At 39.4% G+C, this 15,259-nt stretch carries 18 protein-coding genes; 9 read left to right on the top strand and 9 right to left on the bottom strand.

Annotated elements, in window-relative coordinates:
• Positions 1–3 precede the first annotated feature (3 nt).
• The 3 genes from BCU75_RS03775 to BCU75_RS03785 form a co-directional block, all read right to left on the bottom strand.
• On the bottom strand, positions 4–1,992 hold the full coding sequence (locus BCU75_RS03775) for an ATP-binding protein (protein WP_241905342.1): 1,989 nt from the start codon (positions 1,990–1,992) through the stop codon (positions 4–6).
• A 193-nt stretch (positions 1,993–2,185) separates the two neighbouring features.
• Positions 2,186–2,683 carry an MAE_28990/MAE_18760 family HEPN-like nuclease gene (locus BCU75_RS03780; RefSeq protein WP_102421599.1) on the bottom strand — a complete coding sequence of 166 codons (498 nt, stop codon included), beginning with the start codon at positions 2,681–2,683 and terminating at the stop codon, positions 2,186–2,188.
• A 4-nt stretch (positions 2,684–2,687) separates the two neighbouring features.
• Positions 2,688–4,262 (bottom strand): DUF262 domain-containing protein, encoded by a 1,575-nt coding sequence (locus BCU75_RS03785; protein ID WP_102472962.1) that lies wholly within the window; start codon positions 4,260–4,262, stop codon positions 2,688–2,690.
• Positions 4,263–4,654: 392 nt separating this feature from the next.
• Between BCU75_RS03785 and BCU75_RS03790 the strand changes: the two genes are divergently transcribed.
• A complete protein-coding gene (locus tag BCU75_RS03790; protein WP_102472963.1) occupies positions 4,655–6,235 on the top strand; it encodes a DNA cytosine methyltransferase in 1,581 nt (526 codons plus the stop codon).
• A gap of 28 nt (positions 6,236–6,263) precedes the next feature.
• Here the strand turns inward: BCU75_RS03790 and BCU75_RS03795 are convergent, their stop codons facing one another.
• Positions 6,264–6,464, bottom strand: a complete 201-nt coding sequence (locus tag BCU75_RS03795; protein ID WP_102384267.1) for an AlpA family phage regulatory protein — start codon at positions 6,462–6,464, stop codon at positions 6,264–6,266.
• 162 nt (positions 6,465–6,626) lie between these two features.
• The gene (locus BCU75_RS03800; protein ID WP_102472964.1) at positions 6,627–7,064 is read right to left on the bottom strand and encodes an RNase H family protein; all 438 of its coding nucleotides are present in this window, start codon (positions 7,062–7,064) and stop codon (positions 6,627–6,629) included.
• Positions 7,065–7,284: 220 nt separating this feature from the next.
• On the opposite strand from BCU75_RS03800, the gene radC reads away from it, so the two are divergent.
• From radC to BCU75_RS03820, 4 genes are all read left to right on the top strand, one after another.
• Complete coding sequence (gene radC, locus BCU75_RS03805) at positions 7,285–7,761, top strand: RadC family protein (protein ID WP_102472965.1); 477 nt, start codon at positions 7,285–7,287, stop codon at positions 7,759–7,761.
• Positions 7,758–8,192, top strand: a complete 435-nt coding sequence (locus BCU75_RS03810) for a DUF2787 family protein (protein WP_102472966.1) — start codon at positions 7,758–7,760, stop codon at positions 8,190–8,192. Before radC ends, BCU75_RS03810 begins: the two co-directional genes overlap by 4 nt.
• A gap of 27 nt (positions 8,193–8,219) precedes the next feature.
• Positions 8,220–8,663 carry a DUF2787 domain-containing protein gene (locus tag BCU75_RS03815; protein WP_102472967.1) on the top strand — a complete coding sequence of 148 codons (444 nt, stop codon included), beginning with the start codon at positions 8,220–8,222 and terminating at the stop codon, positions 8,661–8,663.
• A gap of 191 nt (positions 8,664–8,854) precedes the next feature.
• The gene (locus tag BCU75_RS03820) at positions 8,855–9,415 is read left to right on the top strand and encodes a tyrosine-type recombinase/integrase (protein ID WP_102472968.1); all 561 of its coding nucleotides are present in this window, start codon (positions 8,855–8,857) and stop codon (positions 9,413–9,415) included.
• A gap of 60 nt (positions 9,416–9,475) precedes the next feature.
• On the opposite strand, the gene BCU75_RS03825 is transcribed toward BCU75_RS03820, so the two are convergent.
• Positions 9,476–9,700, bottom strand: coding sequence for a helix-turn-helix domain-containing protein (locus tag BCU75_RS03825; RefSeq protein WP_102472969.1), 225 nt, complete (start codon positions 9,698–9,700; stop codon positions 9,476–9,478).
• Positions 9,701–9,800: 100 nt separating this feature from the next.
• On the opposite strand from BCU75_RS03825, the gene BCU75_RS24335 reads away from it, so the two are divergent.
• From BCU75_RS24335 to BCU75_RS03835, 3 genes are all read left to right on the top strand, one after another.
• The gene (locus BCU75_RS24335; protein ID WP_198593390.1) at positions 9,801–9,950 is read left to right on the top strand and encodes a hypothetical protein; all 150 of its coding nucleotides are present in this window, start codon (positions 9,801–9,803) and stop codon (positions 9,948–9,950) included.
• 152 nt (positions 9,951–10,102) lie between these two features.
• Positions 10,103–10,924 carry a hypothetical protein gene (locus tag BCU75_RS03830; RefSeq protein ID WP_102472970.1) on the top strand — a complete coding sequence of 274 codons (822 nt, stop codon included), beginning with the start codon at positions 10,103–10,105 and terminating at the stop codon, positions 10,922–10,924.
• A gap of 65 nt (positions 10,925–10,989) precedes the next feature.
• Positions 10,990–11,490 (top strand): lecithin retinol acyltransferase family protein, encoded by a 501-nt coding sequence (locus tag BCU75_RS03835; RefSeq protein ID WP_102472971.1) that lies wholly within the window; start codon positions 10,990–10,992, stop codon positions 11,488–11,490.
• A gap of 50 nt (positions 11,491–11,540) precedes the next feature.
• On the opposite strand, the gene BCU75_RS03840 is transcribed toward BCU75_RS03835, so the two are convergent.
• Entirely contained in the window at positions 11,541–12,203 is a 663-nt protein-coding gene (locus tag BCU75_RS03840; RefSeq protein WP_017100322.1) for an inovirus Gp2 family protein, read from the bottom strand.
• A gap of 398 nt (positions 12,204–12,601) precedes the next feature.
• Between BCU75_RS03840 and BCU75_RS03845 the strand changes: the two genes are divergently transcribed.
• Positions 12,602–13,570, top strand: a complete 969-nt coding sequence (locus tag BCU75_RS03845) for a hypothetical protein (RefSeq protein WP_102472972.1) — start codon at positions 12,602–12,604, stop codon at positions 13,568–13,570.
• A 117-nt stretch (positions 13,571–13,687) separates the two neighbouring features.
• On the opposite strand, the gene BCU75_RS03850 is transcribed toward BCU75_RS03845, so the two are convergent.
• A complete protein-coding gene (locus BCU75_RS03850; RefSeq protein ID WP_017100828.1) occupies positions 13,688–13,897 on the bottom strand; it encodes a helix-turn-helix transcriptional regulator in 210 nt (69 codons plus the stop codon).
• Between the two features lie 301 nt (positions 13,898–14,198).
• Complete coding sequence (locus BCU75_RS03855; protein WP_102472973.1) at positions 14,199–15,212, bottom strand: YecA family protein; 1,014 nt, start codon at positions 15,210–15,212, stop codon at positions 14,199–14,201.
• Positions 15,213–15,259 lie beyond the last annotated feature (47 nt).

Consider the following 15,259-nt stretch of genomic DNA (forward strand, 5'->3'; position numbering starts at 1 on the left):
ACATTAACCCTCCAGCTTAATAACTTCAATTAAATCAACAACTAGACTCTCTTGCCTTTCCACTGTCATGCTTTCCAACAGCCCATATGAATCTAAGATCTGAAGGATTGCTTCTGATTTATTCATTATTTGGGTTTGCTTGTTTTTATTTCTTTTTATCGGCTCGAAAACTTTATCAATCCTATCCGATGAAACAATAAAACTATCAGTTACAAAAATTTTATCATTACTTAATACTTCTTCTTCATCTTCACTTGAAATAAGTAGGTTAGATCTTTCATATGGATCTTTTTTATTAGAAATATAACTTTTTGAAACTATATCATCTAGGGCCTTAGAGAAATCATCTTTATAACTGTCTTCTATTTCTTTCTTTTTCTCTTTCTTTATTAGTTTATATTTATTGACTACTTGCCTCAAGGCACTATGTAGCCACCTCATAACTATTTGATAATGAGGATGTGCAATATTAAAAGACTCTCGGTCAATATTTAAAGCCGAGTCCAAGCCTTTATTTATGAAAATTTCAATAGTAAGCTGACTTTTTATGGTATGCTCTGCCACTTGATGCTTCATAAATGTTTCATCAAACATTATTCCTGACGCATCGTTGATTCTAATCAATGAACCATTATGGTCTCTTGGGCTCACCTTAGGTGTCCATAAAATATATGCCTCAAACTCTAAATCTCCAGCTGAATCTTCTAGAGCCCTACTAGATAAATTAGTTTGATACTTCCCAACAAACAATATTGGCTTCTTTACCATAGCTTTTGACTCTGGTAAATTTGTGAACTTAAGTGGTCTAAATAATTTCACGCCATCGACTACAACATTAAAGTCAGATTTTGTTTTTTGAGAACAAAACTTAAATTTATCTCCTAAGCTATCATCTTCAAATAGTAATTCTGAAGTATCAGTTACCTGCCCTTTCTTCTTATTATTAATCACATATATATCAGGTATATCTTTCTTAGTCAGATTAAATGGGTGTTTTTCTATATAAGGAAGAGGTATAGAAAGACCAAGAGTCCAAAGCATATTGAGATAGTTATCTAAGACTAAATTCAATTTAGGACTCACGGCATTCTTAGTTCTATCCAAAATACCTTCATAAAGTTTTTTAAACCTTTCTTCAGGTAAAGTATCATCTGTCCAAGGCAGCTCTGGAGCTCTAGCCATTTCTTGTTGATAAACATCGGTACCTTCAGAGTCTTTCTCTAGATATCCAACATGAAAATCAGGAAGGATAGCTTTTGAGGAGTCTAGAATATCATCCGATTCCTCATCTTTCTCTGTTTCGTTTTCGGTTTGCCCCCAGATATCAACACTACGCAATTGGTCTTTTGCACTTATTTTTATATTGTTTAATATAATGTCAGTACCATGAGCACTAAGGTTCTCAGTTTCCTCTTTCCAAATATCAACATTACCGGTCTGAAAACTTTTACCGCGTTCATCGCGAGATTGCTTCTCGATATTTTCTTCGGAGTAATTAAATAATGAAACCTTTGCTCTCGAATAGAAGTTGTCACCTTTTTGCTTAGTGATAATCTCAAAATCCCGGGTCAACTGAGCCACACTAAAAAGGCCAATACCAATTTTACCAATTAGCTTTCTTTTTTTATTTAAACTTAACGATGAATCATTACCATTAGTTACTTTTAAATCTTGACCTTTAACTGTCCTTTTTGCACTACCACCAATATGGCGAATCATATTTACCAATGTGTCAATTGACATTCCATTACCATCATCTCTAACTGTCATAGAGTTGAAGCGAGGGACATCAGTACTTACATACACATTTTCTGCATCAGCATCATAAGCATTCGAAATAAGTTCTCGAATCGCAGATCCAGGTAGTCGATAGATACCATCCGTTACTCTGGCCAAAACTTTATCATCAGTTTCAAGCTTAGTTGTTTCACGACTGCCATTTTTTATTTTTTGAATTAGCGCTACTTCTAATTCAGTATCACTATTAGCCATTTCAACCCCAACCAACTGTTTTTTTTTAATTAAAAATCACCACCCAAGGGCTTCTTCTTGAAGTAGAGACATAGTTTACACACCCCAAGTATATCGAGAGCATTCCTATGTTCACCTCTAACCACCAGCCATATACTTACTCAATATATCAAAAATATCTGGAAATGATTGAATACAAACTATCACCCTGAATTTATCCCTCTCGATTCACCATTTCGTCGATAAATGAAACTAACTCTTTGATAGTGCAGAAGGCATTGCGAACAGAAACAAGAGTAACACCAGTTGTGTTCGACTCTTGCCCGTGAGCAATGCTATTGCGCCAACGAACTATAGAATTTATATCATTTTTCCGATTTTTACCTTCTTCTTCAAGCCAAATTGAAAACTCTTGGCTCCAGCCAGTATTAAATTGATTCAAAATAGTTTTAATATTTTCAACATTCATATTTCTAGATATAGGCCAAGTTTCTTCTATATACCTAGTTATCTGAGAACGAGTCCCTTGAGATGCATACTGAAGTAGCAGTTCTTTAACGGCTTGTTCTAAATATCCAGAAACGAGAACTGCAAGGTATTTTGCATTATGTGCCTGCGATTCAGGGTTACTGTCTGCTCCATAGGATTGAAACAAGTTAGTAATTCTTGATTTATATCTATCATGGCCATTGTGGCGAGAACTACGAGCCATAATTTTACCCTTTAAAAATTCTAACCGCAGCGTCAACCCGTTTAGTTACATTCCCTGTGTCATTAATAAACTCAGCTGTAGAATCCTTATAGTCACTGTCAGCAAGTAATAGTTCTATCTTTGTTCTTATGTCTTGTTCTTCAAAGCATACGCCAGACTCAATAGCACTTGCTAGACCTACTGCTATTGCGTCAAATTTTGATATGAGAAAAGTGCCGCCAGCTTTAAATAGCGATTCTCCACCAGCCCGAAATAGAAGGTCCATAACCGTTTCAAATTGACTACGCATTTCTGCCAGAGATGAACTTTCAATATTCCGATGTTGTTCCATGAACTTATCAAGGAAGCTTGGCATTGGTGCTTTATAAAGTTCGATATTCTTATACAAAGCAAAAAATCTAAGTATAACTTCAACATCTTTATATCGACTATGTTCAACACCAAATAAACTACGCCATGATTGATTTCTATTTAGATCATGAAGTAGCTCATCAAATCGACCGTAGAAAATACAAGATCTAACTTCCTGTGGTTGCAACGCTTTACCACTGGTGTTCAACCTTCTGAATATTTGTATCACTGCATCATTATATTCATAGCCATACTCATCACTATCTGAAGATGGGTCTGGTCGTATTACTATACTGTGTAAAATAGAATCACTTAGAGTGCGCTCATCCGTATCATCCAGTACTTTAGATTTAGTACTTTTAGCAACATCACGGTTAAAATAGCACCCACGAAGATCCTCATGAATTTTTTTACTATTGGAAAGCGGAAACTCTCCAGCTAAATATCGTTGAAGAGTTTTTAAGCGTTGCTGTCCATCTATGATATTCAAAGTTTTTGAATCATTATCTTTAGCAAGGAAAATATTTGGTACTGGTAATCCAATGATCAATGACTCAATAAATCGAGACTGTTCAGTGAGGCTCCATACGAAGCCACGCTGGAATCCTGGCAGCTTAATATCGCCTCGATTCATCCGCTTAACAAGTCCTTCGACATCGCTATCCCAACCATAACTTGAAACTTCAAATCGTGACGGTTCATCTATTTCACTACTATCTGTATCTTCAACTTCCGTTTCCTCTGACGCGCCTTCTGTTCCAATGAATTCACTCGGAACGTATTTAATACGGTCTAATATTTCTGATAAGTAAGAATCATCAGAAGCATTAAGTGGCAGATCATCAGATAAGTTTAAAAGCACAACATTGTTGTTTTCAACAAACAGGGCAAAAACTTGCTCTGCCTCTGCAAAGTCACGAAACCTCCCAGGCCAAAACCTTTTGTCACCTCTAGCGCTTGCGCAATATAAGGAGATTTTCGTTTCCTCACGAAGACCGTTGCTCAAAATTATGCATGGAAGCATTACTTTATGGTTAGTACCCTGTTCCTGTGAATCGAAGTCATGAACTTGGTTATCTTTCAATAGCTTTACTATCGGAGCTGTAGCATCCAAAATGCTTTTACTTAAACCTGTACTTGTCAAAAAAAGTAACTCATGAGTAACACTAGAGTCCTCAAGTATTTTCTTTTTATCAGATTCATTTTGAGTAAGGGTTCTTGTATTCATAACTATAAGGTCCATTGGTAGAACAATTATTAAATGATGCTATATCACCACAATGATTTTTGGGTGCCGTCTAAGTAATAGTTGGTTGGGTCTTTCGTAGCATAATTTGACACCGCCTTGAGGGATCCGATAACTCGGCGTTCGAAATCACTAACAAACACCTCACTTTATGGAGCCCAGCTTCAAACTTTTTAATTAGTAACTATAAAATAGTCTCTCAAACCATACCCAATCTCAACAAATATAAGAAGGTTATGAGCGTTAAAGCAACTAAATAACAATGTGTTACAACAATAGTAACACTCAGCAATACTTAAGTGCGTAAATCAAACCTGGACTTTCCCCCTATCTTTCACTAGAATTCTTTGGGTATTATAGTTTTGGAGTTGTATGTGAACCATATTGAGTTATTTTCTGGTTGTGGAGGTCTTTCTCTAGGCTTAGAACAAAGTGGCTTTAAGTTGATCTTGGCTAATGAGCTTTCACCAATGGCAGCAGAGTCCTTTGCATACAACTTCTTTGATGAAAACTTAGAAGAGCTTGCAAACAAAAAACTAAAGGCAAAAAACACACTTTGGTTAAACAGTAACTTCCCAGCATTAAAACCTCGTTTACGTGAAAACCCATTCACATTCCCGGCTTATGGCTCACCTGGCTACACTGACCTACCCAAGAGTTCTAAAGATCTACAAGGTAAGTTAGTAGTAGGAAGTATTGTTGAATTAAACAACCTTTTGGACTCTAACAACGATCTAGTTACAAAATTAAGTACGGCCTTTGGCTCATCTGGAGGTCTTGATTTAGTTTCTGGAGGTCCACCGTGTCAAAGTTTTAGTATGGCAGGGCTACGCCAGCGTGATTGTGATAAAAATATCTTACCTTGGGAGTTTGCAAAGTTTGTGCAACATACTCAACCTAAAATAGCTATGCTTGAGAATGTAACAGGCATTTTACGCCCTTTTCATGACGAGCATGGCAACAGCTTTCATGCATGGTATGAAGTTGCAAAAGCATTTGCCTCTATTGGCTATGTCCCCCTTTGCTTACATGTTAACGCTCGTTTAACTGGAATTGCACAAAACCGCCCTCGATTTATTATGATTGCTGTTCGGCTTTCACACTATGAGGAAATAGCTCGACGATTTGATGCTGAAAGTACTAATAGGCAGCTATTTGCACCTTCACTTCAGTTCTATAAGTTGGTGCAAAAGTCAGGTGATTCATTACCATTTGGCCTTCTTGACTACTTTGACGCAACTAAACCTGCCCATCGCGAGCTATTTGAAAAATCATTTTTGTCTAACTTAGTCAATGGGGAAAGCGCTACCGTTAAAGATGCAATAGATGATTTAAAGCAAGGCAGCTCATCAGAAGCTTCGGAGTATATAAAGAATTTAAATTCAACATTCAAAATTCTACCTGAAAGAGAGTCTTTATCAAATCATGACTTTCGTAAAAATGGAGAGATAGTTAAGCGTCGCTTTAGGCTATATCAAATACTTCAAACGATTGATGAACGTACGGTCACTAAAGCTGTATTTTCTGTTTTAAAAGGTATTAAATCAGATTTGTCAGATTCGGCTTGGGATGCCTGTCGCAAGCACGAATATCTTATTGCTGACGGTAAACTATCTCTATTTCATTCTAAACAGAAGTTTATTGAATACCTTCAAGCACACCCTACAAAGAAACAAACACAAAAAGCTTTAATAGCAAATGCACCAGCACCAGCCACCTTGTCTATCCCTGATGATGCTTGTCATTATGACGAACATGAACTCAGAGTATTAACTGTCCGAGAAATGGCTAGAATTCAGTCTTTCCCTGATAATTTTGTATTTCGATCAAAAGCAACTACAGGAGGGCAGATGCGTAAATTTGAGGTACCACAATATACTCAGGTGGGTAATGCTGTGCCACCATTACTAGGATTACGATTAGGTCAATGTTTATCCACAATTCTGAATAACTAAGATATAAGTTAATAACTAAAGTCTCACCTCATACTAAATTCAATGGTCGATGCTGCTCGGACTCGACCTTCTCCATCATCCAATCTTCTACCTCACTTTCCAACCAAGCTTTACGCTTGCCCATCACGGTTACATTTTTAGGAAATTCACCAGCCTTAATCAAGTTGTAGATGCTGCTTCGACAGAGTGTTGTTTTATCCATGACTTGTTGTAATTTAAGAAATTTCATTTTGAAACCTTGTTATGTAGTTCAATTCATAACAAAGGCCTCTGCGTTATTTTTTACTTTTACCTAGCTAACCTACTATGAGGAAATGGCCAAACAGACATATTAGGACAGCACACAAACAAGAATCACTTGCTGGCTGTGCCAACAAGTGATTCATTCTTATTACAATTGACGATTCACCGCTGCAAGAGCGTATCTATAAGCGGCATCTTTTCCTGCGGAGCAAGCAGCGACTTTTCTCACCTCAACTTGCTTGTTTACACTTCGTTTATCCACTAGCTCCCAAAGGTCTTGATGAGCTATCGGCTTTTTATTTGCTTTACGCCAATTTCGACGTTTCCAACCATCAAGCCAGTCATTAAAACCATCAACGCAATAGTCACTGCTTGAATAAATAATATCGCCATCACAAGCACGCTCCAGCCCAAAAGCAAGTGCTGATAAGTCTGCGTAATTACGGTCTATGATGCTATCAAGGAACAACCAGTCTTCACCCGCTATTCTTTCATAGTCATCGAATACAACCAGCCCTACCCCAGCAGAGAATCGTCCTCTTCGCTTCTCAGCGGTGGCTGCTTCTACATAAATTTCTTTTTTCATTTTTATACTCTCCAGAGACTAAAAAGCCGATACATCCTTTGCACCAGCTGATTGTGTTGATTATTCATTCGTCGCTTTATTGCGATTGCTACATAACAACGGCAAGAGAGTTATTTTTTACCTGTCTCTGGAAATTCCCCCTCTTCACGCCCCGATTCAAAACGCTCTCAGATATATTTCATCAGTACGCATAACCAAACAGATGATCCAAGGAGCTCTTATGCGTAACTCTAACAACCAACACGACTACCCATTTAAAACCTCAGAGTTGAATGAACTGCTAGAACGTGCAGCCGAAGCACTGGCTGCAAAATACAAACGAGAAGGCACCTTCACTAACCCCACCAATGTTAAAGAGTACTTAAAGATCAAGTTAGGGGCTCACGACCGAGAAGTATTTGCTGTGATGTTTCTTGATAACCAACATCAGTTGATCAGTTTTGAAGAACTGTTCTTTGGCACCATTGATGCGGCCTCAGTCTATCCACGTGAAGTACTCAAGGCTGCACTAAACCACAATGCTGCTGCGGTGGTTTTTGCTCACAACCATCCTTCAGGCATTGCCGAGCCCTCTCAGGCTGATAGACGCATTACGCGGAGGCTAGTGGATACACTAACGCTGGTGGATATCCGAGTATTGGACCACATCGTTGTGGGTGAGAATTGTGTGTCATTTGCAGAAAAGGGGTGGGTATGAAGACCGTCTTATTGCCTTGTCGCTACGCATCATTATCACAACTGCTTCTACGCTATCTAGAAGCGTCTATTAGTTTGTGCACTATTCCTGAGACTACTGAACGTATTGCCCTTAACTTTAGACACTCATCCTACCTAACGCATAGATCAGGTCCACATCCATTGGAAGTGCACTTGTTCAGAGAGTCTCCAGAAGAAGCTTGGAAAATTGCGACGATGACCAGTTTCTCTTTTCCTTCCGATGAGGATGAGCAGTTGGAAGTAGAGCTTTATTTCAACTTCAGCCATCAATGGTTCTATCAACCAGATATCGAGCGATGCGACCTCAATCAGCCACAAGTCATCGAACTCTTTCATTCTTGGCAACATGCGTTAACCAACACCTTCCACCAGCAAAGCTTTGATTACTTCGCTGCAACGACCATCAAGTAATCTCATATTTAAAAACAAGGACCGACTATGTCAAACTCTCATTCATCAACCGTTACTTTCAGCCCTTCATGTTTACCTATTTCCCAAAAGCTTCATAGCTGCTTAAACCATGTACTTAGCCAACACTCCGACAGTCGAGGTAAGCAGAGCATCATTGTGAACTTTAGAGATAAAATCTACAGCGCTGAAAATGGTGGTTATCATCCTGTTGAAATTGCTTTAAGCCAGGTTTCAGAGAATCACTACACCATCCTTTACATCACCGACTTCAGTTATTGCGGTGGTGCTTACCCAGAGCTAGATAGAGATATTGATTTTGATATCGGAAACTCAGTGGTCTTTTCGCGTTATGCGGGATGGCAAAGCATTCGCTTACCAACAATGACGGAACTCTACGAGCTATGGGAAGGAAACTTTCTTAGCTACATGTCGATGGACGCCTACGACCAAATCCAAGTCGAGTGTAGTTAGACACATCATCCCGTTACCTTTCACGTCACAAACACTACACAACCACTAGCACTAGCACAGAGCCAAAACGAGCCTGCTTCCCATATTGTTAAAACGGGAAGCTTCCATCCCTTATACAGTAAGGGTTCTTTAATATCATCGGCTCTGTGCTTCCCAAAACACCTGACTACAGACAAAAAAGGAAGCAGACTATGGCTGAGGTCCAAGCAATCAAAGACGATGATACGATACGTATGGTTGGTCATCTATTGAGTATTCGTTGTCATCCACAAATGGCCGATGTGTGGCATATCGGATTAAACTTAGCACTGCGGATTTCTGATTTGTTGTCGATTCGATTTGAAGACATTCATCAGGACCGACTCATTATTCGTGAAAGTAAAACGGGCAAGCTGGCCAACATTCAACTCAATACCAAAGCGCAGCAGTACATTGCTAGATTGAGAGAGCAACATCCCGACCACGTTTACTTGTTTCAATCCCACCGATGCCAACAGCTGAAAAACAAACCACCCCAGCCAATCTCGCGACGCGCTGTGTCAATGGCATTTCAGCAAGTAGGCCAAGAGCTGAATATCGCTTTAGGTACTCACTCGATGAGAAAGACGCGAGGCTACTTTCTTTACCAATCCACAAAGGATATAGGCCGTGTCATGAAAATGCTTCGTCACACATCTGAGGGCGTCACGCTTCGCTATATCGGCATCACTCAAGATGAAGTCGATCAAGATTTTGTTTCTCTTGAACTTTAAGAATGAACATTTCGTGAGGGGGCGGGAGCGACGATCCCTTATAAACATTGAGACCAGAGATTAATAGAAGAACTCTTCGACACCAACATTCAGTATGTCCGCAAGATTCTTTAGCATCTCATCCGTCACACGGACCATGCCAGACTCAACCTTCGCTAATTTGCTTCTTGTCATATCAAACCCTTTGAGACTACACATTCGTTCAACATCTTGCTGAGAGAGCTGCTGAGACAATCTGATATTGCGGATTTGATTTCCAGTAATGTTTTTCTCAATCTTGTTCACAAATACACCTGCACCATTATGGGTGCAGATAGATTATGTTTAATGTACTATTTAAATGGCACCCGTATCGGTGCAAGCAATTCAAACAGGAGAATAAATTATGATATTAGTGCTTTTATGGGTCTTTTTCGCTTTTATACTGGCGCTGTACGCGAAGAGTAATGGTCGCAGCTTTGGTTGGTGGCTTTTACTCGGACTGGCAATTGACCCTATTTTGGCCTGGATTCTTTATAAAGTCGTTGCTGATTAAAAGAAGCATCAAACACCATCACCGCAACTTCCCCCCTCCTTGTAAATTAACCGGGTAATAAATCACCTGCTACTGACTATGGGATAAAGACAACTAAAACGATAGTCAGCTATTAGGGGGAATCAACCACTCCTTCATTTAAGGATAAAACAATGTCAGTACCAACTCGTACCGTTACTTCAATCAGCGCTCTTACCACTACACTTTTACTCTTCGGCTGCGGTGACAATGGAGCCGACTCTCTACAGCAACAGCCTTTCAGCCATATAAACGGAGAAAATCAACTGACTCAATATGAGCCGTCACTGACTATCAACCAAGCTTTCAATCATCGTAGGGTTTGTAATGAGGTCGAATGGCAAACATTTGAAGATAATCGTGACAGAACAGTGATTGAATACCGTTGTAATATGGATATACCTTCACAGAAGTTCTCCAACCTATTATCGGCTGAACTGAACAAGAGTGCAGACAAACTCGCTCAGAGAAATTCAAGTGAATACAAGAAAATCAAAAAGCTAGCTGATAACCAAGCTAGCTATCAAGAGCAATATGATGAAGCAACGGGATACTTTGATAAGAAACGCTTCGAAAACCTTTTAGAAAGAAGCAAGCGAGCTCAGCAAGAGTTACAAGAAAAGTATCCAGGCGGAATTGATGGATCTCTCGCTCAGCTAAAAGATCGCCGCTCTCAATTTATCACCCCTGTAAGCGTCGATGAGATTTACCAATGGAGTGTTGATGATAATGAGCAAAGTCACTTTCTATACAATGGCTTCTCTGCTCAATTTTCTGATGATAAAACATTAAGCTGCGAGTTTGACCTATTTAAGTCTTTAAACCTTCTATACAAAGACCAGCAAGCTGAAACGTACTATCTATTAAAACAAACACTGAAACACTGGAGCCAGCGGCTTAACTTTGGCAGTGATGATCTTATCTACCTCAACGATCTGAAATGCCAAATCCAATAAAAGTTTCACGTTCATACCATAAGCCCTGAGATCAGAACTCAGGGCTTTTTTATTACAGGCTCATAATGAATCCACTAAAAGTACTAGGAGCCCTAGGGCTAACTCAATTAGGGAGAAGTCTTGCCGACAATCTCTTTCATACGACTCAGGCTCCAGAAAGAGGCAGCATTGTGTATTGCGATCTCGCATTTGGCTCTGCTGAACATTCAGGTGTCTACGTGGGAGATGGACATATCATCCATCGCAATAGGGAAGGTCTTATCGAAGCCGTATCGATTCGTCAGTTTCTAGCAGACACCACAGCCATTTCCATTTATATCAGTTGCAATGCACAAGGCAGTGCCGTTGGGAGTGAGTCTTGTGCTCAAATGGCAGAAGCCATGCTAGGTGTACAAACAGACTATTCCCTGCTAAATGAAAACTGCCATCAGTTCTGTAGCTACTGTCTAGACGGTGACATGTTCTCAAGCACCTTCACATTGATTCAGCTTAAACGTGACGCTTGTGCGCACATTCAAGCCAGTCAGTGGCGTGTATGGGACTTACAACATCGTCACAAAGGTTAAGGGGATTCACTCCCCTTTATTTTTTTGCATTCTAAATACCCTAGTTACATCTAACGGTTACTTCGGCCTATACAGCGATGACCTTCATCATAATGCTTCGTGGCATACTTGGCAAAATAGCTAAGCCTATGAAATAAGTCTTTAAATTCTTGAATAATATCATTGCTCTTTCGATCTAGGAGATAACAAGCATTGTCAGGGAAGTGTACAAGACGGCGGATAGTGCCAACATCACAATTCAATGCACTGGCCCAAGCACTAGTGATAGTCCATGCTAGAGAGCCTGCTCTTGTAGTATTGCCCAGCCTCCCAAAACGATCTTCATTCAGGAATAAGACAAAGTGATAGTGGTCATGTTCCGATTTATCACGCTCTCTAACCCACACGAACCTAACGGTACAAGGATACACTCTTACCCCTTTTCGGTGACACCTTCGTTCATGCGCCTTAATTTTGGCCTTGAACGACTGAACAAATCGAGTAGCTAAATCTGTACGTTGAATGCCTAAAGCATCATTACCCAAGATTTCATCACGGCTAAGACAGTCAATCAAATCACCTTTGGGTTGACGAAGGTCAAACCTAATAGCAAAAACCCTCGGGTATTCATCCATAGCATTATCCATTGGTACACGGATAACTTCTAGGTAATCGTTATTAAGCTCATAGGATGAGCCTAATGTTGGTAGTCCTTGGTAGGTAGATTTCTTCATGAGATTGATTCCTGTGTTGTTCATCTACAGGATTCTCTTCTCACATATTTTTTTACCTTATGACCTAACCTACTTAAGGTAGGTATAGCCCTCCGAGGTGGTTCCTTTACCTACATATACTAACCATACCGTCACTTAAAATTGGCTTGTTACTAGGTCACAAACCAGTTCTGACAACACCCCATCTGTCGCACAAAGTATGAAATTCACTCTCAAGTTATTCCCTTCCAAGGGAAAAAATCGCTTTAACCCTTGATAGCTCAATATCTCATCAAAAAAATAAACAACAACAAAACACTAAAAAATTACTGTGTAATCAATATTAAATTAAATGTTATTTGACATTAAATCACAATAAAAACATTATAAAAACATATGTAATTTTAAGGGTTTACTAAGTGGATACAGAAGAGTTGTTACATGTTAACTCGTGGATAGAAGCTATGTTCTATGCATTAGAACTAGATAGCAGGTACGAAAGTGAAGGAGGAATAAAAAACTTAATTGATGACTGTAAAACGCTAAAGAGAGCTAACAAAGTCCTAAATGAATCTGTTGAAAAGATAGAAAAGCAAATTCATGCGGAAGTACCATTGAAAGAAATTGAGAATAATTTCTTTCACGCTGAACGGTTACATGATGACGATTTTTCACATCTAAAGACAAGCTATAGAATGTGCGGGTTTGTTCTGACTTTTTTACTACAAAACTCACGTAGAGAAAAATCAGACGAAGATAAGTATAATTTTTCCCCCTTCCACAATAGAAATATGCGACGTTTGCCAAGAGCTCGAGATTATCAGAGAAACCCTATTCCATTGAAGTTAAATATCCCACGTGACAGCTTGAGATCCCTTACAGAATTTAAATCAAGATACCAATTGATAAGAGATATATTTCTAAGAAGTAACATCAATCTAGAGAGCCAAGAATACTTGATTAACTTAGTTAATGATCTTTGGCAAATGTGCTACTCCTCACAGCATCATCGTAAGTTAGTCAAATGGTTTGACCAGAAGAACCCTAACCAGATTGAGTCATGCATTGACTATCTGTCTAAGAACACAATCAGATTTTCTTTACCTTGGGACCCCATATCAGAAAGTGAAAGCTATCATGCACTAGTCGCATATTTTGACTATCACCTATTGATGTATCCATTGGAAACAGAACTAACCATCAGGAAAATGAAAGCCTCTTGGAATCAGAAGAAGTTTCGAGAAAAAACAAAAGGCAAACGCCCTTACAGTGTTTCTATGACAGACCGTACTAAAACTCGGCTGACATGGCTGGTGGAGCAGGATGATTCGAATATTAGCGATGTGATCAAGAAGCTCATTGATGACAGATATGAAAAATTGAGGTGATTTCTTATAGCTAAACTTTAGAATCACGACATTAAATAGCTCCCATAAATGCACCATATGAGTCATGGAAAACCATCGCTAAACAACTATAGATTAGCGATGGTTCTTATCTAGCTACTACCTCAAACAAGAAGCACTGACTCTCGCTAGCAACCATGCTTGCACTTCACTTTCTAGCCAGGCTTTTCGCTTGCCCATAATGGTGTAGTTACTAGGGAAATCGCCAGCTTTAATCAGGTTGTAAATACTGCTACGGCAGAGTGTCGTTGTTTCCATCACATCGTTTAGTCGAAGAAAGCGGTCACTGCGGCTTTGAATAATTTCCATCATATTCTCCTGGTTGTCGGTTTATCCAGGAAGATGAAATATATCTGTATTGGTTTTACTTATAGGTTCGCGCAAGCTATATACAAAGCCAAGTCTAAGAAAGCTATCAAGCAACGATCAAGCAAATTTAAATTTATACTTATCATAAGCTTGAAAGCTAAAACTAGACTAAAACAACTTGATTCATTGATGTTATGAAGCAGTCATCAAACAAATAAACCTATGTACGATTACTCTCATTCTCGAAACAACCTGGCAAACTCTCAAGCTGAAAGGCCTAACCCTGAGCTTCTAATTCACGCTAAACATCGAATTGGAAAACTTGCTTCATCAATGGCTGCACTTCTACTTTATCCGACGCTCTAAGCTCATTAACATGCCTCATTGGCGCAACCGTCACAAAGCCCCAAAACTCCAGAAAGCGTTTAATAAAGCGCGATTCAATCATTGTGCCTAGTAGCTGACTTGGGGACGAGTACTCATCTTCAGGGCATTTCAGCAGTAAGTCTGGGAATGCGGTCATTACCTCTTCAATCAACTGCTTTGTATCACCATGACTTTGCAAGCGCCACAGCATAAATAGCCAGAAGGTTCTTAGATCAATATCGTGCTCCCATCCATCTAGGTAACCCCAATTGTACTGAGAGGTTGCAGCTTCGAGCATAGGGATAAAGAACGCTTGAATACCGTGCGTTAGGTACTGCTTTTGAGCTGTTTTTTTAACATGATAATGGCCACTTCTGCGATAGATGATACCTGCGATCTCTGCCAGCACTCGGCTGTAATGTAGGGCATTAAACTTATCTTCGTTACTGCCTGCATATTCACTGATGCTGATATGTCGTTCAAATTGAGATACTGCAAACTCTGGCAATAACTCACTAGCCTGCTTAACAATTTTTGTCGGCAAGTTACCTTTACTGGTGGCTTTAAACGAGCCGTCGCCTTGCATGCCTTCCTCTAATATCAATGCTAAATAACGCATCACTGGACTGGTTATTAGGTTACCTGGCGTGTGTATTAGTACCCCTTTCAACTCACTGAAAGGCGCATATAACCAATTGCTCATTTGTGTTGGCGAAAGGCCACAAAAATCAAGATGTGGCCGATCATTAGCCGCCTTCATTTTTTGCTCTGCAACGATATTAAGTTCTTCTAAAGACAAATTAGGGTTCATTGAAGCAACTTGCTCAATATCATCCAACATTAATGCATGTTGCTTAGGTGCATGTTGCTTAAAAATAGTGTTCATGCAGCAACGTTTGTACTTTTTACCACTGCCACAAGGGCAAGGTTCATTTCGACCTGGTTTCATGTTTTATCTACTCGTCTTATTTTTCTTAATGCTACGTCACCTCAAAC

This window comes from Vibrio splendidus (assembly GCF_002873455.1).
In the GTDB taxonomy this organism is placed as follows: domain Bacteria; phylum Pseudomonadota; class Gammaproteobacteria; order Enterobacterales; family Vibrionaceae; genus Vibrio; species Vibrio splendidus_J.

What these genes read in the sequence shown, in the direction of transcription:
- BCU75_RS03775 (WP_241905342.1), bottom strand. Translation starts at nt 1,992, where the DNA reads ATGGCTAATAGTGATACTGAATTAGAAGTAGCGCTAATTCAAAAAATA.
- BCU75_RS03780 (WP_102421599.1), bottom strand. Translation starts at nt 2,683, where the DNA reads ATGGCTCGTAGTTCTCGCCACAATGGCCATGATAGATATAAATCAAGA.
- BCU75_RS03785 (WP_102472962.1), bottom strand. Translation starts at nt 4,262, where the DNA reads ATGAATACAAGAACCCTTACTCAAAATGAATCTGATAAAAAGAAAATA.
- BCU75_RS03795 (WP_102384267.1), bottom strand. Translation starts at nt 6,464, where the DNA reads ATGAAATTTCTTAAATTACAACAAGTCATGGATAAAACAACACTCTGT.
- BCU75_RS03800 (WP_102472964.1), bottom strand. Translation starts at nt 7,064, where the DNA reads ATGAAAAAAGAAATTTATGTAGAAGCAGCCACCGCTGAGAAGCGAAGA.
- radC (WP_102472965.1), top strand. Translation starts at nt 7,285, where the DNA reads ATGCGTAACTCTAACAACCAACACGACTACCCATTTAAAACCTCAGAG.
- BCU75_RS03810 (WP_102472966.1), top strand. Translation starts at nt 7,758, where the DNA reads ATGAAGACCGTCTTATTGCCTTGTCGCTACGCATCATTATCACAACTG.
- BCU75_RS03815 (WP_102472967.1), top strand. Translation starts at nt 8,220, where the DNA reads ATGTCAAACTCTCATTCATCAACCGTTACTTTCAGCCCTTCATGTTTA.
- BCU75_RS03820 (WP_102472968.1), top strand. Translation starts at nt 8,855, where the DNA reads ATGGCTGAGGTCCAAGCAATCAAAGACGATGATACGATACGTATGGTT.
- BCU75_RS24335 (WP_198593390.1), top strand. Translation starts at nt 9,801, where the DNA reads ATGATATTAGTGCTTTTATGGGTCTTTTTCGCTTTTATACTGGCGCTG.
- BCU75_RS03830 (WP_102472970.1), top strand. Translation starts at nt 10,103, where the DNA reads ATGTCAGTACCAACTCGTACCGTTACTTCAATCAGCGCTCTTACCACT.
- BCU75_RS03835 (WP_102472971.1), top strand. Translation starts at nt 10,990, where the DNA reads ATGAATCCACTAAAAGTACTAGGAGCCCTAGGGCTAACTCAATTAGGG.
- BCU75_RS03840 (WP_017100322.1), bottom strand. Translation starts at nt 12,203, where the DNA reads ATGAAGAAATCTACCTACCAAGGACTACCAACATTAGGCTCATCCTAT.
- BCU75_RS03850 (WP_017100828.1), bottom strand. Translation starts at nt 13,897, where the DNA reads ATGGAAATTATTCAAAGCCGCAGTGACCGCTTTCTTCGACTAAACGAT.
- BCU75_RS03855 (WP_102472973.1), bottom strand. Translation starts at nt 15,212, where the DNA reads ATGAAACCAGGTCGAAATGAACCTTGCCCTTGTGGCAGTGGTAAAAAG.